Genomic DNA, 25,158 nt, shown 5'->3' on the forward strand with positions numbered 1-25,158 from the left:
TCGCGGCTGAGGGACGCACAACGGCCACCTCGGTGCGGGTCACCGCGGGTGTACGGAGCTGACCGCGAACGCGCCACGAGGTGCAGGCGGCCCGATCGGCTCACCTGCACCTCGTGTGGGTGATCACTTGCTCAGCAGTGCCAGACGGAACTGGAAAGCGGGGTCGAGGGTGTCGTCGACGCCCTTGACGTCCTTGCCGGACACGGCGATCTGGTTGCCCTGCAGCAGCGGCAGAGTCGGCAGCTCGTCGGCCAACTGGCCTTGGATCTTCTTCAGGGCCTCTTCGCGCTTGCCTTCATCGGCAATCGAGGACTGTGCGTTGAGTTCCTTGTTCATCGCCTCGTCACGGTAGTGGTTGGCGAGGAACGACGGAGTCTCATCCGTGTCGTAGAAGAACGGCACGAGGTAGTTGTCGGCATCCGAGTAGTCCGGGAACCAACCCAGCTGGTACATCGGGTAGACGTCGTCGGTGCGGTTTTTATTGTACTGCACCCACTCCGTCGACTGGAGTTTGACCTTGAACAGACCGGTCTTGTCCAGCTGGTCCTTCACCAGGGCGTACTCATCGCCCGAGGACGGGCCGTAGTGGTCCGGGTTGTACTGCAGGTTGAGCTCGACCGGGGTCTTGACTCCGGCGTCCTTGAGCGCCTTCTTCGCCTTGGCGACATCGGCTCCGCCCTTGCCGTCGCCGTATTCGGACTTCAGCGGCTCATCAGCACCGGGCAGCCCCTCGGGCACATGCGAGTACAGCGGGGTAAAGGTGTCCTTGTAGACCTGGCTGGCGATGGCCTGACGGTCGACGGAGTCGGCCATGGCCCTGCGGACCGCGAGCGCCTTCTTCTCATCGGCTTCATCGGCCTTTGCTCCGAATGGCATCGTGTCCATGTTGAACACGATGTAGCGGATCTCGCCGCCGGGACCCTTGTGGACCTTGAGGGCCTCGTTCTTGCCGAGGTCCTCGACGTCGGTGGCCGACAGTGAGCGCCAGGCCACGTCGATGGTTCCTTCTTGGACATCGAGCTTCATGTTGTTCGCGTCCGAGTAGTACTTCATCTGCACGGTCTCGGTCTTCGCCGGCTCGATGAATCCCTTGTAGTCCGGGTTCGCCTTGTAGGTGATCAGCTCGTTGAACTTGAAGCCGTCGATCGTGTACGGGCCGGCGAATGCTTTGCTGTCGACGATCTCCTGATCCTTCGTGACCTTGTCAGGCGAGAACACGTCCTCATCGACGATCGGACCGGCGGCGCTGGCCAGCACTCCCGGCCAGGTCTGGTCGTTCTTGCGCTTCAGGTTGAAAATCACAGTCTGATCATCCGGGGTCTCCACGGACTTCAGGCCGCCCAGCAGCGAGGACGGTCCGTTGGGGTCCTGGATCTTCAGCTGCCGGTCGAAGGAGAACTTCACGTCGGAGGAGGTCAGTTCGTTTCCGTTGGCATATTTGAGCCCGTCCTTGAGCTTGACCTCGTACTTCGTCGGCTCGGTGAAGTCGGCCGATTCGGCGATAGACGGGTTGAGTTCGGCCGTGCCCGGCTTGTAGGCGAGGATGTACGGGTAGATCTGCTGTTCGACGAGCGAGCTTCCGTTGTCGTACGCGGCAGCCGGGTCGAGCGCCACGACCTTGTCCGTGGTTCCGACCGTGAGCATGCCGCCATCGTCGTCTCCGCCACCGCCTCCGGTCGTCGAGGTCGAGCAGGCGGAGAGGAGCAGTGCGCCCGCCGCAGCGATGGCTACGGCCTTAGCGCCAGTTCGTCGTTTCATGGTGTTCCTGTCTTTCACACGTGCTCTTCGTGTCTTCTTTGCTCGAAGAGATCCGCACCACATCATACGGTTCCCGTCCCAAATAGTGAACTGACGCACATGAAGTGATCCGCTTCGCAATGACTTCGCAACAATTCGCCGAGGCGGTCCTGCCCGGCACAGCGCAACGGGAAGCCGCCTCGGCGAATGCGATTTGCGTCACCGATGACAATCGGTTTCACTTATGAGGTGCATCACAGAGAACGCTAGGGAAACTCTCGTGAATCCGGTCGCTCAACAGCGGGCCGGCGCTGTGGCACAGATGCTAGATAAGCAACACCGTGTCGGCGATCCCGGCACGGAAGAACGAATGGAGAAGCGTGTCCGCTTTCATCGACTGGCTCAACGGGGTGGTGTGGTCGTCCGCCCTCGTCTACCTGTGCCTCGGCGCTGGTGTCTATTTCACGATCCGCTCACGGGTCGTGCAGATCCGCCAGATCCCCGCCATCTTCAGGCAGATGTTCAGGGGCAAGAGCTCCAATGAGGGCGTCTCGTCCTTCCAGGCTCTGGCCATCTCGCTCGCCGGTCGCGTCGGCGTCGGCAATATCGCCGGTGTCGCTACCGCCATCGGCTTCGGCGGCCCCGGTGCCGTCGTCTGGATGTGGATCTCGGCCCTCCTCGGTGCCTCGACGTCCTACGTCGAATCCACGCTGGGCCAGATCTTCAAGGAGCAGGACCCTCGCACCGGCGAGTACCGCGGCGGCCCCGCCTTCTACATCGAGAAAGCCTACCGCCACACCAAGGCTCGCGGCCTGTTCAAGGTCTACGGCATGGTCTTCGCCGCCGTGACCGTCATCGCCATGTCGTTCATGCTGCCGGGCATCCAGTCCAATGCGATCTCCGGCGCCGTCGAGAATGCTTGGAGCATTCCGACCTGGGGCACCGCAATCGCTCTGGTCATCATCATGGGCTTCATCGTCGTCGGCGGCATCAAGCGCATCGCACACTTCGCTTCGCTGGCTGTGCCTTTCATGGCCGTCATCTACATCATTGCGGCCATCGCCGTGACCATCATCAATGCTGATCAGATCGTTCCGGTCCTCCAGCTGATGTTCACCTCGGCCTTCGGCATCGACGCCGGACCGGAAGCGGCCTTCGGCGGCATCATCGGTATGGCGGTCCAGTGGGGCGTACAGCGCGGCATCTACTCGAACGAAGCCGGACAGGGCACCGGGCCTCACGCGGCATCGGCCGCCGAGGTCTCCCACCCGTCGAAACAGGGACTCGTGCAGGCCGGCTCGGTCTACATCGACACCCTCTTCGTGTGCTCGGCGACGGCGTTCATGATCCTCTCGACCGGCATGTACAAGGTCTTCGACGCCGACGGCACCACGATCATCGGCACCGGCCGCGGCCAGCTGGCCGAGGAGATCGCAGCGACCCCGGGCGAGAAGTGGCCGCAGGCGGGGCTCGACTCGATGATCCACGGTCTCGGCGCCGGGTTCATCGCGATCTCGATCTTCCTCTTCGCGCTGACCACGATCGTCGCCTACTACTACATGGCCGAGACCAACCTCGTGTACCTGCTCGGCAAGGCCAAGAACACCATGGTGCTCGCGGTCGGCAAGCGCGTGCTGCAGCTGCTCATCCTCATCGCCGTCGCCGTCGGCGCGATGTCGACAGCCGGCAGTGCCTGGGCGCTCGGTGACATCGGCGTGGGCCTCATGGCCTGGCTGAACATCATCAGCATCCTCATCCTGCAGCAGCCGGCGTTCAAGCTCCTGCGCGACTTCGAACGCCAGACCAAGCTCGGCTTGGACCCGGTGTTCGAGCCCGAGAAGATCGGCGTGCGCAACGCCGACTTCTGGGATCAGCGGGTGGCTCGCCTCAAGGCCGGCGAGGCGGTGCCCAAAGGCTGACGCGAAGCGCGACCGGGCTGCAGGCCACTCGGCAGGCAGTCCGATCGGCAGACAACTCGTCCGCCGATCCGAGGGACGATACGAGGCCCGGGACAATGGCGTCCCGGGCCTCGTACATTCCACAGTGGAATCTCGCCGAGAAACGGGCTGACTGTCGAGACACGGGTGTCCACGTGCGTTTCTCGACGCTTGGCCCGTTTCTCGACGGTTCGGCATGCGCAGCGGCCGCCGCGCGGAATCGGGCGACGGCCGCTGTCGGTTCGTGAGGCAGACCCTGCTGCGCTCCGGCCCACTAGCCGAGCTAGCTGAGCCGGCTGAGACTCACTTCTGCAGGCTGGTGCCTGCCGAGCCGAGGTTCTGGCAGGCTTCGAGGACGCGCTCGGCCATGCCCTTCTCCGCGGCCTTGCCGTAGGAGCGCGGGTCGTAGAGCTTCTTGTCGCCGACCTCACCGTCGATCTTGAGCACTCCGTCGTAGTTGCGGAACATGTGCTCGACGACGGGGCGGGTGAAGGCGTACTGGGTGTCGGTGTCGATGTTCATCTTCACGACTCCGTGGCGGACCGCCTCGGCGATCTCTTCCGCACTCGATCCCGAACCGCCGTGGAAGACGAGGTCGAACGGAGCCTTCTTGCCGACTTCGGCGCCGACCTTCTCCTGGATCTCACCGAGGAGTTCGGGGCGCAGCTTCACATTGCCGGGCTTGTACACGCCGTGGACGTTTCCGAAGGTCAGAGCCGTGAGGTAACGGCCCTTCTCGCCGGTGCCCAGGGCACGGGCGGTGGCCATCCCATCCCCGACGGTGGTGTAGAGCTTGTCGTTGATCTCGTTCTCGACGCCGTCCTCTTCCCCGCCGACGACGCCGACCTCGATCTCGAGAATCGAGTGCGCAGCCGTCGAGAGCTCGAGCAGCTCCTCGGCAAGGACGAGGTTCTCGTCGAGGGGAACGGCCGAGCCGTCCCACATGTGCGACTGGAAGTAGGGCTCGCCGCCGTTCTTCACGCGCTCGGTCGATGCGGCCAGCAGGGGCTTGACCCAGGCTTCGACGGCGTCCTTCGGGGCGTGGTCGGTGTGCAGTGCGATGTTGACGTCGTAGCTCTTGGCCACCTCGGCGGCGAAGACGGAGAACGCGATGGCACCGCGCACGCGGTCCTTGACGGTCGGGCCGGACATGTATTCGGCGCCTCCCGTGGAGATCTGCACGATGCCGTCGGATCCGGCCTCGGCGAAGCCGCGGATGGCGGCGTTGATCGTCTGCGAGGAGGTGCAGTTGATCGCGGGGTAGGCGAAGCCCTGGGTCTTCGCGCGGTCGATCATCTCGGCATACACTTCGGGGCTGGCGATGGGCATGTGCGCTCCTTGGTCGATGGGTCGGTGTACTCGTTCGCCACCAGCCTACTCGTTCCGACTTGCGCCGCAGAAGCCGCCGACAGCGGGGTCCGGGATCTGCGATGAGATCTGGTACGACAAGGGCCCGTGTGACCGACTCGCAGTCGGTCACACGGGCCCTCGATCCGTCGGCGGCGCAATGTCCGTCGAAGGTGCCGTGTCAGTCCGCGGGGGTCGACGTCCCCTTGTCGCGGCCGGACTTGCGCAACTCCCGGGTTCCTCCGGAGCGCGACTTCATCCGATCGCCGATGCCGCGAGTGCGCGTGATTCGGTAGTCGATGCGCTCATCGACCTTGTCACCAAGGTACTCGTCGAAATCATCGGCCAGGTACTCACCGACCTGACGGAACCGCGCGGCACGCTCAATCGCCGCCGTCCGCTGCGCCTCCTTGCCGAAGGCCTTGAGCGTGGACACGCAGACGAGGACGAGGATGATGCTGAACGGCAGCGCCGTGAGCAGCGACCCGGCCTGCAGCGCTCCGAGTCCGCCGGCGATGAGCAGACCGATCGCCAGTGCACCCTCCATCAGCGCCCAGAGGACACGCGACCACAGAGGCGGGTTCGGGTGGCCGCCCGAGGCGAGCATGTCGACGACGAGCGAACCCGAATCCGACGAAGTGATGAAGAAGATCGCCACGACGATGATGGCGATGACCGACATCACTGCGCCCAGCGGCAGGTCTCCGAGCACGTCGAAGAGGACGCGCTCGGCCACGACGCCTTCGTCCGGGTCGACGAGGTCGCCGGTGCCGAAGATCTGACGGTGGATGCCGGTGCCGCCCATCACGGAGAACCAGAAGAAGCCGACGATCGACGGCACGAGGAGCACACCGGCGATGAATTCGCGCACGGTGCGGCCACGCGAGATGCGGGCGATGAAGACGCCGACGAAGGGCGCCCACGAGATCCACCAGCCCCAGTAGAACAGGGTCCAGGAGGAGTTCCACTCCGCGCCTTCGTCACCGGTGTAGGCACCGATGTCGAACGTCATATCGAAGACATTGGCCAGATACACGCCGATCGACTCGACGAAGTTCTGGAACAGGAACAGAGTCGGCCCGAGCACGAGAACCGTGACGAGGAGGATACCGGCCATCGTGAGGTTGATGTTCGACAGCCACTTGATGCCGGCGCCCACACCCGAGACCACCGAAGCGGTGGCGAGGAAGGTGATGATGACGATGAGGATGACGAGGAACATGTTGTCGTACTCACCGACGACGCCGATGTGTTTGAGTCCGGCTGAGATCTGCTGCACGCCGAGCCCGAGAGAGGTGGCGATGCCGAAGACCGTTCCGCAGATCGCGATGACATCGATGACGTCACCGGCCCACCCCTTGACGAAACGTCCCAGGAGCGGTTCGAGGGCCCAGCGGATCGACAGGGGGCGACCACGGCGGTGGATCGCATAGGCCAGTGCCATGCCGAGTACGGCGTAGAGCGCCCAGGGGTGCAGACCCCAGTGGACGAAGGTCTGGGCCATGCCCAGCTTCGCGTCGTCGATCTCGTTGTCGGGCCATCCCGGCTTCGCCCCGGTCGTGGCGTAGGTCAGCGGTTCGGCGACGCCGTAGAAGACGAGGCCGATGCCCATACCCGCGGCGAAGAGCATCGCGAACCACGAGAAGACGTTGAATTCCGGTCGGTCGCCATCCTTGCCCAGCCGGATTCTGCCGTACTTGGAGAATCCGACGACAATGGCGAAGACGACGAACAGCCCGACGACCAGCATGTAGTACCAGCCGAGGTCGGCGACAACCCAGCCCTGCATCGCAGAGATCACGTCGCCGGTCGACGTCGGGAGCGCGATCGCCAAAGCCGCGACGGCGACGATGATGATCAGCGCTGGCCAGAAGACGGCCGGGGCGATCATGCCCTTGCCGATGCGCACACCTTGGCGGCGCAGCTTCTCGGTGATCTCCGCATCGGAGTCGCCTTCGCCGATGTGCAGCTTCTCCGGAAGATGAAGCGCTACGGGGTCGGGTTCGCCGATGAGATAATGTTCGGTTTCGGACGGTGTGGAGGCGGTCGTATCGTCGGCACCGGTGGTTGGTGCCGAGTCCGCCTCAGCGGTCGCGCCGGCCTGCTGGCCGGTCGCGGAGCCGTCGTCCGCGTTGGGGTCGCTCATAATGCCCTTCGCTTCGAGTTCAGATCCGTCTATCTACTTTGCCGCAATTCACGGACTGCTTCAACGTCGCATTCAGCTATCCCCTGCTATTATCGCAGTTTTCATCCCGTTCGGGCAGCGATTCAGTACAGTGACACCATGTCTGCATCCCCGCCGTCACCGGCAGCAAGCCGCCTGCGCATCGTCAATTGGGCACTGTGGGACTGGGGTTCGGCATCGTTCAATGCCGTAATCATCACTTTCGTGTTCGCTCCCTACCTGACGAAGTCCGTGGCCGCCACCGAGGAGGCGGGTTCCTCGGCATTGGGCTGGTCGATGGCCGCGGCCGGATTCGTCATCGCCGTCATCGCTCCGGCAGCCGGTACTCGGGCCGACGCCGGGGGTCGGCATCGCCTGTGGCTGGGCGTGCACACCGGAATCGTCGTGCTCACGATGTTCGGCCTGTTCTTCGTCCGGGACTCCCCCGACTATCTCTGGCTGGGTCTGCTGCTTCTGGCTGTGGGCAGCGTGTTCTTCGAATTCGCCGAGGTGTCCTACAACGGCATCATGGTCCGCATCACCACCCCCGACAATGTCGGCAAGGTCTCCGGATTCGGGTGGGGCATGGGCTACGTCGGAGGGCTGGTCCTCCTCGTCCTCCTCCTCGTCCTCGTCATCCAACCCGAGGTGGGCATCCTCGGTGCCAGCGACGTCGACGGACTGAGGTTCCGCATCGTCGCTGTCCTCGCGGCGGTCTGGTTTGCGATCTTCGCGATCCCGGTCCTGTTCTCGGCTCCCGGCGCGAAGGTCAAAGGCACCTCGGGCGGCCACCCGATCCGCGCTTTCGTCTCCGACTATGCGGGCCTCGTGCGTCGTCTTGTCCGGATGTGGTCGACCGAGCATCAGACGCTGCGGTTCTTCATCGCCTCGGCGGTCTTCCGGGACGGCCTGGCCGCGATCTTCTCCTTCGCAGGAGTCCTCGCCGCCGGCAGCTACGGGTTCTCCGCCTCGGAGATCATCATCCTCGGTGTGGCAGCTAACGTCGCCGCCGGCGCCGGGGCGATGATCGCAGGGTGGTTCGACGATCGGCTCGGGCCGAAACCCGTCATCATCGCCGGTCTCATCGTCATCATCGCAGGTGGACTGCCGATCCTCTTCAGCGCCGAGGCGGCCGTGTTCTGGGCCTGCGCCCTGATCCTGAGCTTCTGCGTCGGTCCGGTCCAGGCGTCGAGCCGGTCGTTCCTGGCCCGCATCACTCCGCCGGAGTCGGCCGGGGAGAACTTCGGCCTCTATGCCACGACCGGACGAGCCGTGAGCTTCCTGGGGCCCGCGATGTTCGCCTTGGCGATCACGATCTTCGGCTTCCAGCGGGCGGGAACGCTGGGCATCCTCATCGTTCTGGCTGTTGGTCTGGCGCTCATCATCCCCGTCCGCCCGGACGCCCCGGCCCACTCCATGCAGGCCCGCACAGAGGCGTAGCCCGACCCCGGTGCGGAACCCGCGCGCCATTCTGCGGGAGAGGAATGTTGGTTTCAGCGGCGAGAATCAACATTCCTCTCCCGCGGAATCTCCCTATGCGAGTTCGCACGGTTGCGAGTTCGCTCGGTTGGCGGCTCAGTCGCGAGCCAGCAGGTCGTCGATCTGGTTGATCGCCCCGGTCGAACCTTCGATGACACCCATCTCGAGGACGGTGCGCAGTCCCTCCACCGAGTCGAAGATGGATTCATACGTGGCTCTCGTCCCGGTCTCGGTTGCCTCGAAGCGGTAGACGCAGCTGCTTCCGGGCATCGATTCGACGACCGTGAAGTCCTCATTCGCGAAGTAATCGCGGAATTCCAAACGTGTGGGACGATCGACGGCGGTCAGCTCCCACAGCCCGCAGAACTTCTCGCCCTCCGGGCTCGTCATGTAGTACGTGACTCTGCCGCCGGGTGCGAGCGAATGGTCGACGACGGTGGCCGGGTACGTCGGAGGCCCCCAGATCTGCTCGAGCTGTCGCGGGTCGGCGTAGACCTCCCACACTCGTTCGAGCGGCGCCGCGAATTCGGCGACGATCGTCAGCGTCAGTGTCTCTTCGTCATGAAATGTGTCGATGACCGGCATGGCTGCTCCCTGAGCATTGTGGTGGTTGGCTTCACGACCCGGCCTGTTCGTGCCCGGCCAGAAGGTCGTCGATTCTCTGCACTCGTTCGACCCAGTGGTCTTCGAGCTCGGCGAGCATGCTCCTGATGGTGCGAAGCGGACCCACCTCTGCGTGGGCGATCTGCCGTTTGCCTGCTCGGCGCTTCGTCACCAGTCCTGCACGTTCGAGGACAGCGACGTGCTTCTGCACTGCGGCGAAGCTCATGTCGTAGCCGGCGGCCAGATCGGACACCGAAAGCCCTTCCCCTGCGACTCGGCGCACGATATCGCGCCGGGTGCGGTCGGCCAATGCATGGAACAGCGCATCGACCTCGTCGTCGAGAACGGCTTTCATGCACCCAATCATACAACTAGATGGTTGTATGTAAATGACTGAGGACGAACTTCCTGAGCCCACCCATTGACATCGACGATTGAACACGCGTTTAATATTAAACATGCGTTCAACATCGTCGGATTCGCGATCGAACCGATCACCCAATTCGTCCCCGGAGACCGCGGTCCGGATCCGCTCCGCTGCGATCGAGACCTTCGCCGAACGCGGTTTCGCGAAGTCGACGATCCGTGCGATCGCCGCCGCGGCCGACGTCTCCCCCGGGCTCGTCATCCACCATTTCGGGTCGAAGGACGGACTGCGCCGCGCCTGCGATGACTTCGTCTTCTCGGCGATCGCGGACGCCAAGGCGGCCAATGCCGACTACGCGACCGAGGCGGTGCGAGAGATATTCGCCAGCAGCGACATGTCGCTGAACATCGACTACCTCACCAAGTCGCTGCTCGATCCCTCGGATCATGGTCAGCGCTATTTCGACCACTACGTCGACCTCGTCGAGGGCTATATCCGGCACGGCTTCGCCGGCTACGAATTCCGCACCAGCGACACCGACGTCCGCGGTCAGGCGGCAACGATCGCCGCCCTCGCGCTGGCCCCGTCGATCCTCGGATCCCGCCTGCAGATGGCGCTGGGGACCGCGGACTTCCCCGAGACGATGTCCCGGCTCGCACCCCACCTCTACGACCTCTACTTCCACGGCGTCATCACCGCCGCCCCCGACACCGCATCCGCGAACTCCGCGACTTCCGACCGCACCGAGACACCGACAGCACACCGCACCGACGAAGGAGACGAGAAGCGATGAGAACGACGACAGCTCCGACGACCCGCAGCCGACGGACCGGGGAAGAGGCACCCGCGATCACCCTCGCCGAGGTGGTCAAATCCTTCGGTCGCGCACGTGCCCTCGACGGCCTCGACCTCGAGGTCGCCCGCGGTGAGGTCCACGGCTTCCTCGGTCCCAACGGCGCCGGCAAATCGACGACGATCCGCATCCTGCTGGGCATCCTCCGCGCCGATGCGGGACGGATCCGCCTCCTCGGCGAGGACCCGTGGTCGCATGCGGTCCCCCTTCATCGGCGACTCGCCTACGTCCCGGGGGACGTGGAGCTGTGGCCGGGACTGACCGGCGGTGAGGCGATCGACCTGTTCTCCCGGCTCCGCGGCGGAGTCGATGTCCGCAAGCGCGACGAACTCATCGAACGCTTCGACCTCGACCCCAGAAAGAAGGGGCGGACGTACTCGAAGGGCAACCGGCAGAAGGTCGCGCTCATCTCCGCACTGGCCTCGAATGTCGAGCTCCTGCTGCTCGACGAACCGACCGCGGGCCTCGACCCGCTCATGGAGGCCGTGTTCCAGGAGTGCATCCGCGAGGCGAAGGAGGACGGTCGCACGGTGCTGCTCTCGAGCCATATCCTCGCCCAGGTCGAGGCGCTGGCCGATCGGATCTCGATCATCCGGGCCGGCCGCATCGTCGAGACCGGTACTCTGTCGGATCTGCGCCACCTGTCGCGGACGACGATCACCGTTCAGGTCGAGCGGGACATCCCCGCTCTGACTCGGATGGCCGGAGTCCACGACCTCGTCCGCGAGGGAGCGCAGCTGCAATTCAGCGCCGACGCCGCTCACCTGCCGGACATCATGCGCACCCTCGGCGAGCACGACGTCGAGTCGCTGACGGCCACGCCGCCGACGCTCGAGCAGCTGCTGCTGCGCCACTACGGCAAGGAGGCCGGATCATGAATCTGCTGGCATCGACCGAGGCGGGTCCAGGGGACTCGACCGCCGACCATCGTCAGGCACACAGGAGGACCCGTCCCCGCGGAACTGACGGCCGCCTCGGCGGGGGTGGCCTCACCGGGCTGGGACACCTGCTGCTGTTCATGCTCAGGCGCGACCGGCTGCGGATGCCGATCTGGGTGCTGTCTCTGACCGCGCTCACGGCCTACTTCGCGAATGCGATCGCCCTGGTCATGGATGCGGACACCTTGCAGACGATGACCGTGTTCGCGAAGAATCCGGTGATGGGACTCATCACCGGACCCGGCTACGGGCTCGACGACATCACGGTGCCGCGATTCATCGTCGGCATGTACGCCGTGTTCCTCATGATCGGCATCGCCCTGATGTCGATCACCACCGTCACCCGTCATACCCGCGCCGAGGAGCAGACGGGCAGAGCCGAGCTCATCCGCGCGAATGTCACGGGACGACATGCCCAGCTGTTCGCCGCGGTCATCCTCACTGTGATCATGAACGTCGTGGCAGGGGCACTCATGGCCGCGGCCCTTCAGTTCTCGGAGGCTGACCCCGATCCGGCGACCTCGAGTCTGCTCTTCGGGGCCGGGATGACGGCGGTCGGCTGTGTCTTCGTCGGGGTCACCTCCGTGGCGGTGCAGCTGACGGGGTTCTCGCGGGCGGCCTCGGGAATGGCCGGAGCCGTGCTGGCGCTGAGCTTCGTCGTCCGCGGGCTCGGTGACATGTCCGCCGTCGCCGGCGGTGACCTCGACTGGCTGTCCTGGCTGTCCCCTCTGGGATGGTCTCAGCAGACGGCTCCGTTCACTCTCGACCGCTGGTGGCCGCTGCTGTACTCAGTCGCCGCCCTCGTCGTCCTCCTGCTCATCTCCCTGACCGTGCAGTCGCGGCGCGACCTCGGCGCCGGCATCACTGCGGAGCGACCCGGGCGGACTCACGCAGGTCGCGGCCTGTCGACCGCGTTCGGACTCGCCTTCCGCCTGCAGCGTTCGACGCTGATCTGGTGGTCGCTGGGGATCCTCGTCATGGCTGCGATCTTCGGGTCCTTCTCCGGAGCGATGGCCGAGGGCGCCGACGGCATGCCCGAACAGATCACGCAGCTCATGGGCGGACCGCGGGGAATCGTCGACGGCTATCTCGGCTATATGGCGCTCTACATGGCCATGATCGTCGCCGCCTTCGCGCTCATCACCGTCGGGGGACTGCGCTCCGAGGAACAGGACTTCCACACCGAGCCCGTGCTCGCGACAGCGGTCTCACGGGGCGGGTGGATGGCTTCCTGGGTGACGGTGACGTTGCTCGGATCCGCCTGGCTGATGCTGCTGGCCGGTATCGGTGAGGGCATCGGCGCGGCCGCCTCGCTGGACGATTGGGACCTGCTGGGCCCGACGGTGCTCGGCCATCTCGTGCAGTCGGCCGCCGTGTGGGTGCTGATCGGCCTCGCCTGCCTGCTGTACGGATTCGCGCCGCGACTGCTGGGTCTGACCTGGATCGTCTTCGCCGGTTCCGCAGTGCTCGCTCTGTTCGGCGGGCTCCTCCAGCTCGACGATGCCGTCCTCGACGTCTCCGTGTTCAACCACATCGGTCAGTACCCGGCCGAGGACATCTCCGCCGAGGCGGTGCTGACGTTCCTGTCGATCACGGTCGTTCTCGTCGGAGCCGGCATGGTCGGGTTCCGGAGACGGGATCTCGTGACGGCGTGAGGGATTCGCCTCGGCGATGGCGTTGGGGACCCTCGGCGATGGCCTCTTCCCTGCTTCGTGAGCGGGTTTGGATATCCGCTCGGTCGTGATTGCGCGCCGGGTTCTGCCGTAGTGCCGCTAGGCGAGGTAACCGAAGGATCGGGCCCGGATGAGCACATCCGCCCGGTTCGAGACTCCGAATTTGCGGTAGAGGGCAGAGAGACGGTTCTTCACTGTGCCCGTCACCTGATTGAGTTCCTCAGCGATCTCAGCGACGGACAGGCCCCGTGCCAGAAGATCGATGAGTTGGGCTTCGCCGGCATTGAGCTGTGGCGTTTCTGCTATGTCCACAGAAACCGGGCCGATACTGCGCAGCCGCTCCACAAGCTGCGCAGGTGGAGCGAAGGTCGCGGAGAACTCGTTCGCAGCGTCCGCCCATACAGGCGAGTCGGTTGTGAGGTCGATGAGCCGACTGCGATCGGGCAGCGGCAGAAGAGCAATCGGCAGCAGCGAGCTCACCCAGGTCGAGAGACTTACAGCCATCCTGAAATCACTCTGCGCTCCAGTCTCGTCCCCAGTGCGCAGCTTGGCTGCTGCTCTGACGGCAGCGAGCTCAGCCCGGCTGCGCGGACTCAGCGAGTGGTGATAGAACCAGGTATCTGCGCATGAGATCGCCTCATCGTTTCGACCGGCGACGAGCTTCGAACGGACGTCGAGAACAATACGGCCGTCGCAGGCGGGAGAGAGCCGATCGCGGTCGATCTCGGCCCACCGCAGCTGCCCCAGAGCGATGAAGACCGTGCTGCGCCCGAGTGCGATCAGGTCCTTCTCCGCGTCTGACAGGACACCGCTGTCCTGGAATCGCTGCGCATCATCGTTGACGAACAGCAGACCGGATTCCGCTTCCGCGGACAGCACCGCCAAGGTCCGGGCGATGAGGGGCAGATAGACCCACAGCGTCCGCATCTCAGGGTAGGCGGAGAGGGCGCCGAACTCGGCCTCGGCCCGCTCAAGATCGAGTCGGTCCAGAGCCCTGAGAGCCGAGGCGATGCGCAGGGGCGGAGTCACCAGTTCATCGATGATGACGGTTGGGGGCGAATCCGCAGGTGCGGCTGCCGGATCCGCTTCGGAACCCGCTCGGCTGATCCCCGACGGGGCATCGGACTCCGCCAGGTGCGCATCGGCCCGCTCATGGTCACCACTGACCGCGGCGATGAGGGCGGTCCATGCGATGATCGACGGCAGAAGAAAGTCACCCTCGACATGGCCGGCTCGGGCGGGGCCCTCGATCTCGTTGAGCACGGACAGAGCCCGCCGAGGTTCAGCTGCGTGGTGAAGTGCGATCGCGGTGAGGAGACGCACGACGGATCGTGCACGCGCACTGCGCATCTCTGCTGAGGCGCGAATGCCCAGTTCCGCAGCCTCGCCGTGACGCCCGGCATCGGCGAGCCGGATCAGCTGCCAGACAGTGCCGATGACATCGACCAGCATCTCGCCCAGACGCGATTCTTCCTCTTCCACGTTAAGTTCCGAATCGCCGAGTTTCCCCGGTAGTCGTGACCTCAGCATTCCCGGGCCGGTATGTCTGATCACGGCGGCCCGAATCCGAGCCGGAGAGTCATCGGCGGCATCGGCCGTGATGTCTTCGGCGAGAGATCCGAAGAACGCAAGGCCGGGGCGGCTGGTGCGCGCCTTGAGCGGCAGAACTCGGAGAACAGTGCAGGAGGTCCGCGGAGTGAGCAGGAACATCGGCATGCCCACTGCCTCGCACACCCGCAGGAGCTGGGACCAATGGCCGCCGTGCCTGGCCAGAAGCAGCACGTCGCTGAGGAGCTCGGGCTCGACCAGGCCCGCGGATTCCATATGGTCGACGAGCACATCGAGCAGTGAAGCGACCACCGGTTCAGCACTGACTTCGGCCCTGAGGTCGTGCCGCACCTTGGCCGCGATGAGAGTCGGAACCTTCAGCAGCGTCCCCCGCGCCGAATCTTCAAAGCGAGTGAGGATCCCGCTGGAGCGGAGTCGGATCAGCACCCCTTCGGGATCGTGGATCCCGATTCCGCCGAGGAGGTCATCGGCCACGGCGGTCAGGGCCCGAACAGCGGTCGTCTCCGACACAGCGCTGAGCTGAGCGAGCACCGAAGCTGCCGCTGTGTCACCGGAGCCTAATGCAAGGGACAGTCGCGGGCAGAGTTCGACGACCCAGTCAGCGAAAGCAGTTGATTCGGGATCTACGGAAACCCCCGCGGCAGCAGCGGCACGGAGGACTGCCTCGGCGAAGCGAGCACGGCCGGCACATTCCGTCCAGAGTCGGTGGCAGAGTTCTGGGTCGACAGAGCCAATTCCCACAGTATCGAGTTCGACAGCAAAATCGCCGAAGTCGCGCCGGGGATCATGCGTCCCGCGGTCAGCGGTCGAACTCATGGCCACCAATCCTTCAATTCGGCGGATCACGCCCGCATCGCGTTCGTCGACGTACACGTCGGCTCCCCTCACTGTCCGATCCTCACTGACCGGCCTTGCCGAGTCACGGTGTACAGGTTTGACAGACTCCTACTGTGCCCAATCCTCGAGGCAGATCGGGCCTCGCCTCGGAAGGTCTGCGGTATGCCGCGAACTGTATGCGGACATGCGAACAGCAGCATGACTGGTTCGGTTTGGACCCAGGCAGCCTCACCTGTCTGCAGGTTCCTGATCGCGGCCTTAGTTCAGTTCACCGCGCAGACCTCAGTTCGCCCACGCGCGAAACTCTGAGCATCTGTCAGCGAGAGATTCGCGTACAGAAGCGGAAGAGATACGAAGAAGATTGTGAAGAGCGTGCCGACGAGTCCCACAGTGAAGAACGAAACACTTTCGACACAGGCCAATCCGGCGACTCCGACTGCCGATGCATAGAGAACATGGCGACGCCCGCTGTCGAGATGAGACCGGACGACCTTGCGCCAGACCAACCCGAGAATAAGCATCATCACGACAAGTTCGGCTATTCCGCCTCCGACCAGCGTCTCGACGAAGAAGCTATGGAATTCCTCATAGAGCATGCCCCGATCCTGCGCGATCTCGACGCTTCGGAAGCTTCCGCTGCCCAGCAGAATGCCGTGTTCGCGCCAAATATCGAGTCCAATCGACCAGACTTCGTCGCGACCGGCTAATGCCGCTTCTGGCCTCAGAATGAGGTCTTCGAGTCTGCCTCCTTGACCGGATGCGGCCACGGCCACAGCGCCGAATCCTCCGACTGTCAGGAAGGAGGCAGCGTATTTGGGTTGGGATCGGAATCTGAGTACGCCGAAGACGGTGAGAAAGATGAGTGAGGCAGCGATTGAACCACGCGACATCGTCAGCAGCAGCGAAGCAATCTGCAAGGCAAAGAGACCGATGTTGTGAAAGCGGGGTCGCCGGCCGTGGAGGTACAGCGCGTGGGCGACAAGGCTGAGAAACAGAAAGTATCCGAACTGATTGCGGTTGGCGAAGAAGCTTGCGAATTCGAACTGGTAGCTCGAATCCGCGCCGAGAATTGAGGGGATCTCTGCCGCGTGCTGCACGAGGTTGACGCAGATCGCGACGAACGTGAGCCACAGGAATCCGACGAGAAAGATCTGCAGGTCGCGTTCATTCGGTCGCATTGCTTGAAAGAGCCCGGCGAAGGCAACTATTCCGATGATGCCAGCTGCCGCTCCGAGAAGATCAAACGCATCATAGGTCCCGTATTGCATACCCACGGATGCCAAAGTGGCGGTCTGAACGATTCCGTAGAGCACAGCTATTGCAATCCAAGGGTCGCGCGGCTGAAGTCTCAAGTGGAATGCCGCGGTGGATATGACCGCCAGCTGCAGTGCATAACCAGCACCTACGACGACCATGAACGGCACTGGGATCCCGAACCCCACCACTGCAGCCACTGGCACGATTGCAACCACGAGAAGGATGAGCAGCAGCCAACCGCCTCCGCTTCGTGTCGCATTGCTTCGGCTGGGCACAGCCGGTTCAGTCCTCACCGAGAACCACCCCGCTGAGGCGCTCATAAGTCACTCCGCGATCAAACCGCTCCTCAGCCATGCGCCGAGAGCCTCCGCCGCGCTCCGCCAGATTGCGATCATTCGACAGTCTCACCAACGCAGCTGCGATGGAGTCCGCCGTCTGCTCACAGCTGATTCCTGCACCATACGCAGCGAGCAGGTCGCGATACTCCTGGCATTCCTGTGAGTTGACGACGGGCAGACCAGCCGCGGCATAGTCACCGATCTTGTTCGTGATCGATTGTGCGGCTCCCGGAACAATCGGGTTGACCGCGATATCGCAACCGCGCAGGCGGGCGACCATCTCCGAATACTCGAGACTTCCATAGAAGATGACCTCGGCCGACAGATCTGCAGCATCTCGACGCCATTGGTTCTCGAAAGGTCCGGTGCCCATCACATGCAGGCGCATGCGCAAGCCCTGTCGCTTCAGTAGTCGAAGTGCGTCGAATACCGTCGGCAGGTCGTAGCTGTGCCCCAATGTTCCGATGTACGCAAGCTCAATGTATCCGTCGTCAACCGGCCGGGTCGGCCCAAAACCATCGAATGTGCGCAGATCCGTACCGAGGTAGACCGTGGTCACCTCGTCATCGTCACCGCGCGCCGCTGAGACTCGATTCGAATAGGTCTCAGATACGGTGACCACTGCGTCCGCCGCACGATAGATCCGTTCAGCAGTCCGCCGAAGAGGCCTCAGCATGCGCCGGCCGGCCCAATGCGGCCGGAGCACCAGTTCGAAGGCTTCCGGCCAGAGGTCCTGCACGTCGACAACGAGTCGCACGTCGTTCTTCGCAGCGAATTCGGCTGCAGCGCGTGCGACTTCGAGGGAAGGCACAGCGCAGTACACGACGTCCGGAGCCCGACGATGCCGCAGATATTCTGTGAGATTTCGTCCGAGGATCTGATGACTGAGCAGTCGACGTACGGAGACGTTGGTCCGATAAGACGGTTCTGAGATATACGTCGTTCGGTACAGCTCGTCTTCCGCATCCGCAATGTCCTTCTGCTGCTTCGACAAGTGGTGGAACGTCGAGGTGACCAATTCAACGTTCGCACCGCGACGGGCAAGTATACCGGCTAAGGTATCGAAACGATCGCGCGACCTTCTTCCGGCCCTGGTGAAGTGGGCGATCATCAATACATCCACGGTGTCACTTCCTCATCTGATCTGGATGCTGGCATCCGGTGTCGTTCATGGCCAACTCGCTTTCGGTCCTCGCCTCCGTATCCGCTGCCGCAGGTGGAATGCAGGCCTTCGCATCCTCATCGCATTCATCGACGACCGCGGATGTGGGCCTTTTCCGGGACACCTGTATGAGCGCGATTCCGCCGGCTGCGGCGCAAGCTGAGTATCCGATGATCGACCCGTAGGCTGCGCCGAGCATGCCGAGGGACGGAATCAGCGCCAAATAAGCGAGTAGTGACGCTCCGGTGCCGATGATCTCCACAATCGATACCCGTCCGGGCGAGTCCAAAGCGATGAGCAGACCCTGTTGGACACGAGTCACTCCGAAGACGACAGCCGACACGGCCAAGGGGATGATCACCACTGTCGCCGGTTGGTACGACACAGGAAGGACGAATCCGATCATGGCAAATGCCGCTGCGGCAAGCAGAGAGGCAAAGAACATCAGCAGAAGAATGCTCCGCGCGATGAGGTGGAAGATTCGTGGCGGGGTCGATGAGAATGACTTCGACCAGCTGCGCAGAGAAGCGTCAACCCATTGCTGTACGGGCCACGTAGCCATCTCAAGAACTGTGGCTACGGTGACGTAGAGTCCTAACGCCGCCGAGCTGCTCAGCATGGGAAGCAGCAATCGGTCAGAACGCAGCATTGCAGTGTTGCTGAAGTCGGAGAGAAGCAGCATCCAGCCGCGTCGACGCAATCCTCGCGTCTCCGCTCGCGTAGGAGCCTCTCGCTTCCAGGAGCTCGGGGCGAGAAACAGCATCGCGACGGCTGGAAGCGCCGAAGCGGCATAGATCCACATCCACATCACAGGGTCGTCGACACGAAGGAGCACCAGCAGCCCGGCCCCGACAACGATGATCAGCTGCGTGACAGCGGCGTTGGCCGCGAACCATTTCCACTCTCGGCTGCAGACATAGGCGACTCGCAGTGCATGCACCAGGGAGTTGAGCGTCGTATATGCTGCAACAGCCAAGACTCCCATCCACAGCCACGAGGTGCTGAACGGTGACACCATCGTCGCGAGAATCACAATCGGAAGTATGCAGAGCGCTCCGGGCGCCGCCATTCGCACAAAGACGCTGTATTCGGTACCGAACCTTCCGGACCGGGCTGCGATGAACGGACGTTCCAGACCCATGAGCGCGAACACGGAGAAGAAGTACGCAAGCTGCAGTCCGAACGCCAGATCTCCACGTCCGGAAGGGCTGAGGACGAAAGCGGCCAGCAGATTCACCGCGACGGCCCCGCCCGCAGCCAACATCTGCGCGCCTACCAGGAAGCCGGCGGCTATTCTCACGTCCCTCGGCCCGCTACGCGCATTCATTTCCCGCGCCCTTCTCTCCTGTGTACACGGGCATCGTGTCGAATCCGCTTTTGTTGATCCCGCGCATTCCGCACACGGTCTGCACTGTCTTCAGCAGGATGACCATGTCGAGCTTCAGACAACGGGAGTCGACGTAGTCCACGTCGAGTCGGAATCTGTCGTCCCAGTCGAGGTCGTTGCGACCGCTGACCTGCGCCAGTCCGGTGATTCCCGGCCGCACCTCGTGTCGCCGAGACTGCTCAGGTGTGTACCGTTCCAAATACTCGACCATCAGGGGTCGGGGCCCGACAAGGCTCATCTCTCCCCGGATGACGTTCCACAATGAAGGCAGTTCATCGAGACTCGACGCACGCAGAAACCGACCGAGTCTGGTCAGTCGCTGCCCATCGGTGACATGGGTGGAGTCCGGATGCAGCATGGTTCGAAACTTCAGGATCTCGAAAGTCGCCCCTCCCCTCCCCGGCCGCGGCTGCCGAAAGAGCACAGGTCGGCCGAGCGCTATCAGGACGAAGACGGCGACGCCTGCCTGAACAGGTGCCGTGGCAATGAGCCCGATCCCGCTGACGAAGAGATCAAACGCACGTTTCACAGCGTCATAGCGTCGCCGTTCCGTGCCGCAGTTCGTTGAGCGCACCCGCTCTTCCGTCGACCGCTGTTCGAACATCCCCATCATCTCCCGTCACCGAGGTTGAGTGCCCTTTGGAACAGGACTGCCACCCCTTCGATCGCCGGTGCCAGCTGCAGCGCCGCGAGCGCATAGATCTCCTGGTCGCAGCCGAAGGGATCGATGACATCGTCTGCAGGACGGTCCTGAGAACGTCGGTGACTGCGCCGTCGGGCCGCTGCTTCGACCGCTGCCCGCAGACGAGTCACCCGGTCCGCCGTTGGAAGCGCACCTTGTCTGATGATCTCCTCGTCTGTTGTCAATGCTGCGAGACTTGCGAGCTCACGGATCGTGAAGGCTCGGCGGACGACGCGCGGATTGAGTTCGACCAGCACCCGTCGATGCTCGCGCGTCATTGCGAGTACGACGTCGGCCCCGCTGAGCATCTCCTCGCTGACTTGCCGCGCGCGATGGGTTCGGATGTCGATGGCTCCCATGAAACCAGCGACCTCCCTGGCCTCTCCGGGCACCGGCCGCCCCAGAGCGGCACGCGTGCCTGCCGAATGCAGACGAATCTCGGAGATATCGGCGAACCTCTGCGCAAGCACCGATGCTGCAAGAGGAGAGCGGCAGAGATTTCCAGTGCACACGTTCAGGACGGTGAAGCTGTCAGGCATCAGCGCTCACCTTGGGCGAACCCGGCGGCGGATCTTCCGAATCCGGGGCAGTGACCGCAGCATCTTCGAGTTCGCTGCAGGGCAGGATCGGCCAGACTGCAGGGCTGGTGACATGATCCGCAACGACTGGCGACACCTCTGGAAAGTTCTCGCCTGCAGCGTGTGAGCCGGCCCCAGTCGACGGCTGAGCATAATCGGCCGCTTTGCCGTAGGTATATGGATCGTCGCCGTTCGAGGGCAGCATCGTGATGACGACTCCGGCGACACGGGTGCCCAATGCTTGATGAATGCGAATAGATTCGTCGAGTGCGGGCTTCTTGGTTCTGCCCGCCGCAGCGACCATGATCACCCCTCCAGCTCTTGTGCCGACCACCGCAGAATCTGTGACCGGCAATGTCGGTGGAGCGTCGAGTACGACGTAGTCGAAATCATGCCTCAAGTCGTTCAGCAGAGTGTCCATAGCCGGCGAACCCAGCAGTTCACTCGGATTCGGCGGGATATGACCTGCAGGCAGCGCGCAGAGACTGTGGTCCCCCCATGGCTGCAGCACGTCGGCGATCTCCACGCGCCCGACAAGCACGTCACTGAGACCCGCCGCTCCTTCGATACCCAGATACTCGTCTATCTTCGGTCGTCGAAGATCACAGTCGACGAGGGCAACTCGCTGTCCCGATTCGGCAAGGATGATCGACAGATTCACCGCAGTGATCGATTTGCCTTCGCCGAGGCTCGGGGAGGTGATGACGAAGACGCGGGCCTTGGAGCCCACAGCGAGGTAGTCGACGTTGGTGCGCAAAGCCCGGAATGACTCGGCCGCAGCGCCGTGCTTCGACGCCAGTACGACAAGGGGATCCTGGACGATGCTGGAATCGCGGGGGATCCTGCCGATGACGGGCGCGGATGTGAGCTGCCCGATGTCATGTGCCGATCGCACTCTTGTGTCCAAGACGGCGGTGACGACGGCAGCCCCGACTCCGCACAGAAGCCCCAACAGCAATCCGGCCGGCAGGAGCAGGACTGCCCGTGGGCTCACCGGTTCGTCTTCCGCCTGAGCCTTCTGAGTAGTGGTCAGACCGATCAAGCTCTGCCCATCAGCTGTCTGAGGTTCGAGCTGGTTCTGCACAGCCTCTGTCAGACTCCGACTGATTGCCTCAGCGATGAGTTCAGCTTGTTGGGGGTCGGCATCAGTGACCGTGATGTCGATCAGGACCGATCCGTCGGGGGAGCTGGCTTTCACGTCCTTGCGGAGCTCGGCAACTGTGGTGTCCAATCCGAGGTCTGAGATCACCGGTTCGAGAACGACGCTTGTCCCGACAACATCCGTATAGCTGCTGACGACTTCTTTGGCGAAGCTGTTGCCCTGAGCAAGTTCACCAGTTCCTCCCGCAAGTGACCGGACCGAAACATAGAGCTGAGTCCGAGCTTCGTACTTCGGGGGCATCAATGCGACGGGCACGGCCGCTGCCGCAATCCCCACTAATCCGGCAATTGTGACCAGCAGCCACCTTCGCTTGAGGATCCTCAGATAGTCACGCAGATCCAGAGCCGTGACGCTCGGAGCCTGTTCAGCCGTGCCCATGCCTGTGTCCTTCCAAATCGCAATACAACTACACGGAGAACCGATCTCGATAAGCGCCGAACGATCTCAGAAAGCACTAGTGGTCTCCTTATGCCGTTCTGTCTGTTGCCGACAGCTCGGCGTCTTGTTGTGACGTTAACGACGCGGCGTGTCCGGAAGTGACGTCGACGGAGGAACCTGCGGTGATCCGCAACCGCCCTGCGGCAAGCCGACTCCTCCTCAGCGACGTCCATTGGTCAGCAGCTCGTAGAGCGCCGAGAGAACTCGGTCGAGCTGGTCATCGCGCATCGCTGAACCGCTGGGCAGAGTCAAACCGTGCGAGAACAGGAACTCGGAGAGCCGACCACCCGTCATAGAGCAGCGGGCGAACACCGGTTGAAGATGCATAGGCTTCCACAGCGGTCTCGTTTCGATTCCGCGATCAGCCAACATCCGTCCCAAAGCCCCAGCGCTGATTCCGGTCTCGGCCTCGTCGACGATCACCGCGGTCAGCCAGGCATTGTCGCGATGGTGGTTGCCATCGCCGAAGAGAGCGAGGCCCGGGTGCTCGGCGAAGAAGTCAGCATACCGTCGACGGTGCGCCCGTCGCCGTTCGACCATCTGCTCGAGGCGAGTCAGCTGGGCCCGGCCGAGTGCAGCCAGGAGATTGCTGAGGCGGTAGTTGTATCCGATCTCCTGATGTTCGTAGTGGACGACCGGCTGTCGTGCCTGAGCAGCGAGGTGAGCGGCTCTGCGAGCGAGTTCGGGATCGTCTGTGAGCAGCGCACCACCGCCGGAGGTGGTCATGATCTTGTTGCCGTTGAATGACACCGCAGATGCCCGACCGAACCCGCCCACTGGCTGCCCGAGGTACTCGGAACCGAGGGATTCTGCGGCATCGACCAGGACGGGGACTTCGTATTCCGCCGCGACCGGCAGTATCCGCTCATAATCTGCAGGTCGCCCGAGCAGGTCGACGGGGACGATCGCGGCCGGAAGTCGTCCGGCTCTCGCTGACCGTTCGAGGCGGTGATGCAATAGGCCCGGGTCAATGTTGCCGTCCGGACCGCAGTCGACGAATTCCGGAGTCGCCCCGCAATAGGTGATGGCATTCGCGGTGGCGGCAAATGTCATCGTCGAGGTGAGGACTCGGTCGCCCGTCCTGACCCCGAGACCGAGCAGGCCCAGATGAAGTGCCGCAGTTCCGGACGACAGCGCAACTGCATGAGCAACACCTGTTGCAGCTGCCAGTTCGCTTTCGAACGCCGAAAGATCCGGCCCCACAGGTGCGATCCATCCGCTGCGGAAGGCCGCGAGAAGATAGGTTTCCTCAAGGCTTCCGACGTCAGGAGTCGACAGAGGAATCCGATCGGCTTCGACGGGCGACGGAGAGTGCGGGCGGGCAGCCGTCGGCGGCAGGACGCCGGTGCTGCGATCGGTTTCGGAGACAGTCATGACGCCGCCTCCTGCAGCGAACGGGAGAATCCATCGGCATGGGCGTTCGGCGTCTCCGATTCCGACGAAGCGCCGCTGTCATCGGCCCCCCGTGTCTGCGAAGTCGGTTCGGTTTCCCGTCGATAAGCGGGAAAGTAGTCTCCGGTTTCATCGAACTCCCGGCCGACGGCCGAGAGCCTGAGCCGATGTGCTGCCAGCAGTCGGTCGTACCGCGCAGCAGAGAATATGCGCTCGCGAGTGAAATAGTCGACCTGTCCGGTCGGTGCGAATCCCCGTTTGTACCGTTCGAGGCTGTCCTCAGCCGTGACACCGCCTCCGAGCACATACTTCTTGCAGCCTCGCTCCTTGAGCCATTTCATCGACTCCATTTTGACGAGGTCGTTGGGACGAGCTCTGAAGGCTGCGGCTTCAGTCCCCCCGAGGAAGTAATAGCCCACTTCTCGGCCGAAGAGGAGGAGGTCAGAAGAGACCAGAAGACCGTCAAGGTGCGCATACACATAGGCGAATTGGCCTGGCAGGGCTGTGTGGAGGCTTTCGAAGAAAGGCCGTTTGAATCGGTACCAGTCGACGCTGTCGCGACGTTCCATCGTCTCCGAATAGATACGGACGAAATCATCGACGTATCGCCCATCGGTATCGACGACGATCGTGACGCCCTCACGATGAGCGCGGCGAACATTGCTTCGAACCTTCGATGCCACTGCCTGAGAGAGTTCCTCGGAAGTGACTTCGAGGTCGCGGACAAGGTTTGTCTGCCGTTTCCGGGTGTGACCGGCAAATGGCAGAAGCGATTCCTCGAACAGCGACAACCTCGCGAACTCGCTGACGACGCGATTCTGCTCGGCCCAGACGGCGAAGTCCGCTTCGAACTTCACGGTCGCAGCGGCGACATCGCCGATGCACCAGTGCATCGGCCCGCCATAGCCATATGGGGAGACGAGGTCATAGAGCGGGGCACCATCGTCTCCGGTGAGACCTGCAGCACGAGCGAGGTCTCCATCGATCTCGCGGAGAAAGAACGGATAGAGCACGTGCCCGCCCGTGTGCGACAGCGACGCAGCCATCAGTCGGCCGCCCTTTGGCCTGAGTGCGGCACACACATCAGGATGGGCAAACGGATGTCGCTCGGCAGAGTCTGACCAGAGGTCGATCCACTGCTTCCGGTCCGCAGCAGCTTCTCCGTCCCAGACTGTCCATGTGGCTCTCATCGCCCGCACCTCGCTGCTCTTTCACTCACTGGCTTCTCCTGTCCCCGAAGGCGGAAGTGACCGATTGC

At 63.3% G+C, this 25,158-nt stretch carries 19 protein-coding genes; 5 read left to right on the plus strand and 14 right to left on the minus strand.

All coding sequences use genetic code 11. The annotated features are described in order from the left end of the window. Window positions 1–123: 123 nt before the first annotated feature. Window positions 124–1,758 (minus strand): ABC transporter substrate-binding protein, encoded by a 1,635-nt coding sequence (locus BLIN9172_RS12325; protein ID WP_101555337.1) that lies wholly within the window; start codon window positions 1,756–1,758, stop codon window positions 124–126. Window positions 1,759–2,117: 359 nt separating this feature from the next. On the opposite strand from BLIN9172_RS12325, the gene BLIN9172_RS12330 reads away from it, so the two are divergent. After that, the gene (locus BLIN9172_RS12330; protein WP_101555338.1) at window positions 2,118–3,656 is read left to right on the plus strand and encodes an alanine/glycine:cation symporter family protein; all 1,539 of its coding nucleotides are present in this window, start codon (window positions 2,118–2,120) and stop codon (window positions 3,654–3,656) included. Window positions 3,657–3,977: 321 nt separating this feature from the next. Here the strand turns inward: BLIN9172_RS12330 and fbaA are convergent, their stop codons facing one another. After that, the gene (gene fbaA / locus BLIN9172_RS12335) at window positions 3,978–5,003 is read right to left on the minus strand and encodes a class II fructose-bisphosphate aldolase (RefSeq protein WP_101555339.1); all 1,026 of its coding nucleotides are present in this window, start codon (window positions 5,001–5,003) and stop codon (window positions 3,978–3,980) included. Between the two features lie 199 nt (window positions 5,004–5,202). Beyond that, a complete protein-coding gene (locus tag BLIN9172_RS12340; protein WP_101555340.1) occupies window positions 5,203–7,167 on the minus strand; it encodes a BCCT family transporter in 1,965 nt (654 codons plus the stop codon). A 138-nt stretch (window positions 7,168–7,305) separates the two neighbouring features. Here BLIN9172_RS12340 and BLIN9172_RS12345 point away from each other — a divergent pair, with 138 nt between their 5' ends. Further along, window positions 7,306–8,625: an MFS transporter gene (locus BLIN9172_RS12345; protein WP_101555341.1), complete on the plus strand. Its 1,320-nt coding sequence runs from the start codon at window positions 7,306–7,308 to the stop codon at window positions 8,623–8,625. Window positions 8,626–8,760: 135 nt separating this feature from the next. Here BLIN9172_RS12345 and BLIN9172_RS12350 read toward each other — a convergent pair whose 3' ends face one another. Next, complete coding sequence (locus tag BLIN9172_RS12350; RefSeq protein ID WP_101555342.1) at window positions 8,761–9,249, minus strand: SRPBCC family protein; 489 nt, start codon at window positions 9,247–9,249, stop codon at window positions 8,761–8,763. A gap of 31 nt (window positions 9,250–9,280) precedes the next feature. Next, on the minus strand, window positions 9,281–9,622 hold the full coding sequence (locus tag BLIN9172_RS12355) for an ArsR/SmtB family transcription factor (protein WP_101555343.1): 342 nt from the start codon (window positions 9,620–9,622) through the stop codon (window positions 9,281–9,283). 103 nt (window positions 9,623–9,725) lie between these two features. On the opposite strand from BLIN9172_RS12355, the gene BLIN9172_RS18760 reads away from it, so the two are divergent. Genes BLIN9172_RS18760 through BLIN9172_RS12370 form a run of 3 tightly spaced genes read left to right on the plus strand, consistent with a single transcriptional unit; the run spans window position 9,726 to window position 13,080 of the window. Beyond that, window positions 9,726–10,427, plus strand: a complete 702-nt coding sequence (locus BLIN9172_RS18760; RefSeq protein ID WP_101555344.1) for a helix-turn-helix domain-containing protein — start codon at window positions 9,726–9,728, stop codon at window positions 10,425–10,427. Further along, entirely contained in the window at window positions 10,424–11,365 is a 942-nt protein-coding gene (locus BLIN9172_RS12365) for an ABC transporter ATP-binding protein (protein ID WP_101555345.1), read from the plus strand. The genes BLIN9172_RS18760 and BLIN9172_RS12365 overlap by 4 nt, the downstream gene beginning before the upstream one ends. After that, window positions 11,362–13,080 (plus strand): ABC transporter permease, encoded by a 1,719-nt coding sequence (locus BLIN9172_RS12370; RefSeq protein ID WP_101555346.1) that lies wholly within the window; start codon window positions 11,362–11,364, stop codon window positions 13,078–13,080. The genes BLIN9172_RS12365 and BLIN9172_RS12370 overlap by 4 nt, the downstream gene beginning before the upstream one ends. A gap of 117 nt (window positions 13,081–13,197) precedes the next feature. Here BLIN9172_RS12370 and BLIN9172_RS12375 read toward each other — a convergent pair whose 3' ends face one another. The 9 genes from BLIN9172_RS12375 to BLIN9172_RS12415 all read right to left on the minus strand — a co-directional run bounded on the left by BLIN9172_RS12375 (window position 13,198) and on the right by BLIN9172_RS12415 (window position 24,946). After that, window positions 13,198–15,483 carry a helix-turn-helix transcriptional regulator gene (locus BLIN9172_RS12375; protein ID WP_145997957.1) on the minus strand — a complete coding sequence of 762 codons (2,286 nt, stop codon included), beginning with the start codon at window positions 15,481–15,483 and terminating at the stop codon, window positions 13,198–13,200. A 284-nt stretch (window positions 15,484–15,767) separates the two neighbouring features. Next, window positions 15,768–16,976, minus strand: coding sequence for an O-antigen ligase family protein (locus BLIN9172_RS12380; protein WP_145997958.1), 1,209 nt, complete (start codon window positions 16,974–16,976; stop codon window positions 15,768–15,770). 67 nt (window positions 16,977–17,043) lie between these two features. Continuing rightward, window positions 17,044–18,210 carry a glycosyltransferase family 4 protein gene (locus tag BLIN9172_RS12385; RefSeq protein ID WP_101555349.1) on the minus strand — a complete coding sequence of 389 codons (1,167 nt, stop codon included), beginning with the start codon at window positions 18,208–18,210 and terminating at the stop codon, window positions 17,044–17,046. A 16-nt stretch (window positions 18,211–18,226) separates the two neighbouring features. Continuing rightward, window positions 18,227–19,561: a lipopolysaccharide biosynthesis protein gene (locus tag BLIN9172_RS12390; RefSeq protein ID WP_145997960.1), complete on the minus strand. Its 1,335-nt coding sequence runs from the start codon at window positions 19,559–19,561 to the stop codon at window positions 18,227–18,229. Between the two features lie 13 nt (window positions 19,562–19,574). Further along, the gene (locus BLIN9172_RS12395) at window positions 19,575–20,261 is read right to left on the minus strand and encodes a sugar transferase (RefSeq protein WP_308297810.1); all 687 of its coding nucleotides are present in this window, start codon (window positions 20,259–20,261) and stop codon (window positions 19,575–19,577) included. Beyond that, window positions 20,258–20,869, minus strand: coding sequence for an arsenate reductase/protein-tyrosine-phosphatase family protein (locus BLIN9172_RS12400; RefSeq protein WP_101555352.1), 612 nt, complete (start codon window positions 20,867–20,869; stop codon window positions 20,258–20,260). The genes BLIN9172_RS12395 and BLIN9172_RS12400 overlap by 4 nt, the downstream gene beginning before the upstream one ends. Next, window positions 20,862–22,448, minus strand: coding sequence for a tyrosine-protein kinase domain-containing protein (locus BLIN9172_RS12405; RefSeq protein ID WP_101555353.1), 1,587 nt, complete (start codon window positions 22,446–22,448; stop codon window positions 20,862–20,864). The genes BLIN9172_RS12400 and BLIN9172_RS12405 overlap by 8 nt, the downstream gene beginning before the upstream one ends. A gap of 219 nt (window positions 22,449–22,667) precedes the next feature. Further along, window positions 22,668–23,882, minus strand: a complete 1,215-nt coding sequence (locus tag BLIN9172_RS12410; RefSeq protein WP_101555354.1) for an aminotransferase class I/II-fold pyridoxal phosphate-dependent enzyme — start codon at window positions 23,880–23,882, stop codon at window positions 22,668–22,670. After that, complete coding sequence (locus BLIN9172_RS12415; protein ID WP_170286910.1) at window positions 23,879–24,946, minus strand: GNAT family N-acetyltransferase; 1,068 nt, start codon at window positions 24,944–24,946, stop codon at window positions 23,879–23,881. The genes BLIN9172_RS12410 and BLIN9172_RS12415 overlap by 4 nt, the downstream gene beginning before the upstream one ends. Between the last annotated feature and the right edge of the window lie 212 nt (window positions 24,947–25,158).

The sequence above is a fragment of the Brevibacterium linens ATCC 9172 genome (assembly GCF_900169165.1).
Lineage (GTDB): Bacteria > Actinomycetota > Actinomycetes > Actinomycetales > Brevibacteriaceae > Brevibacterium > Brevibacterium linens.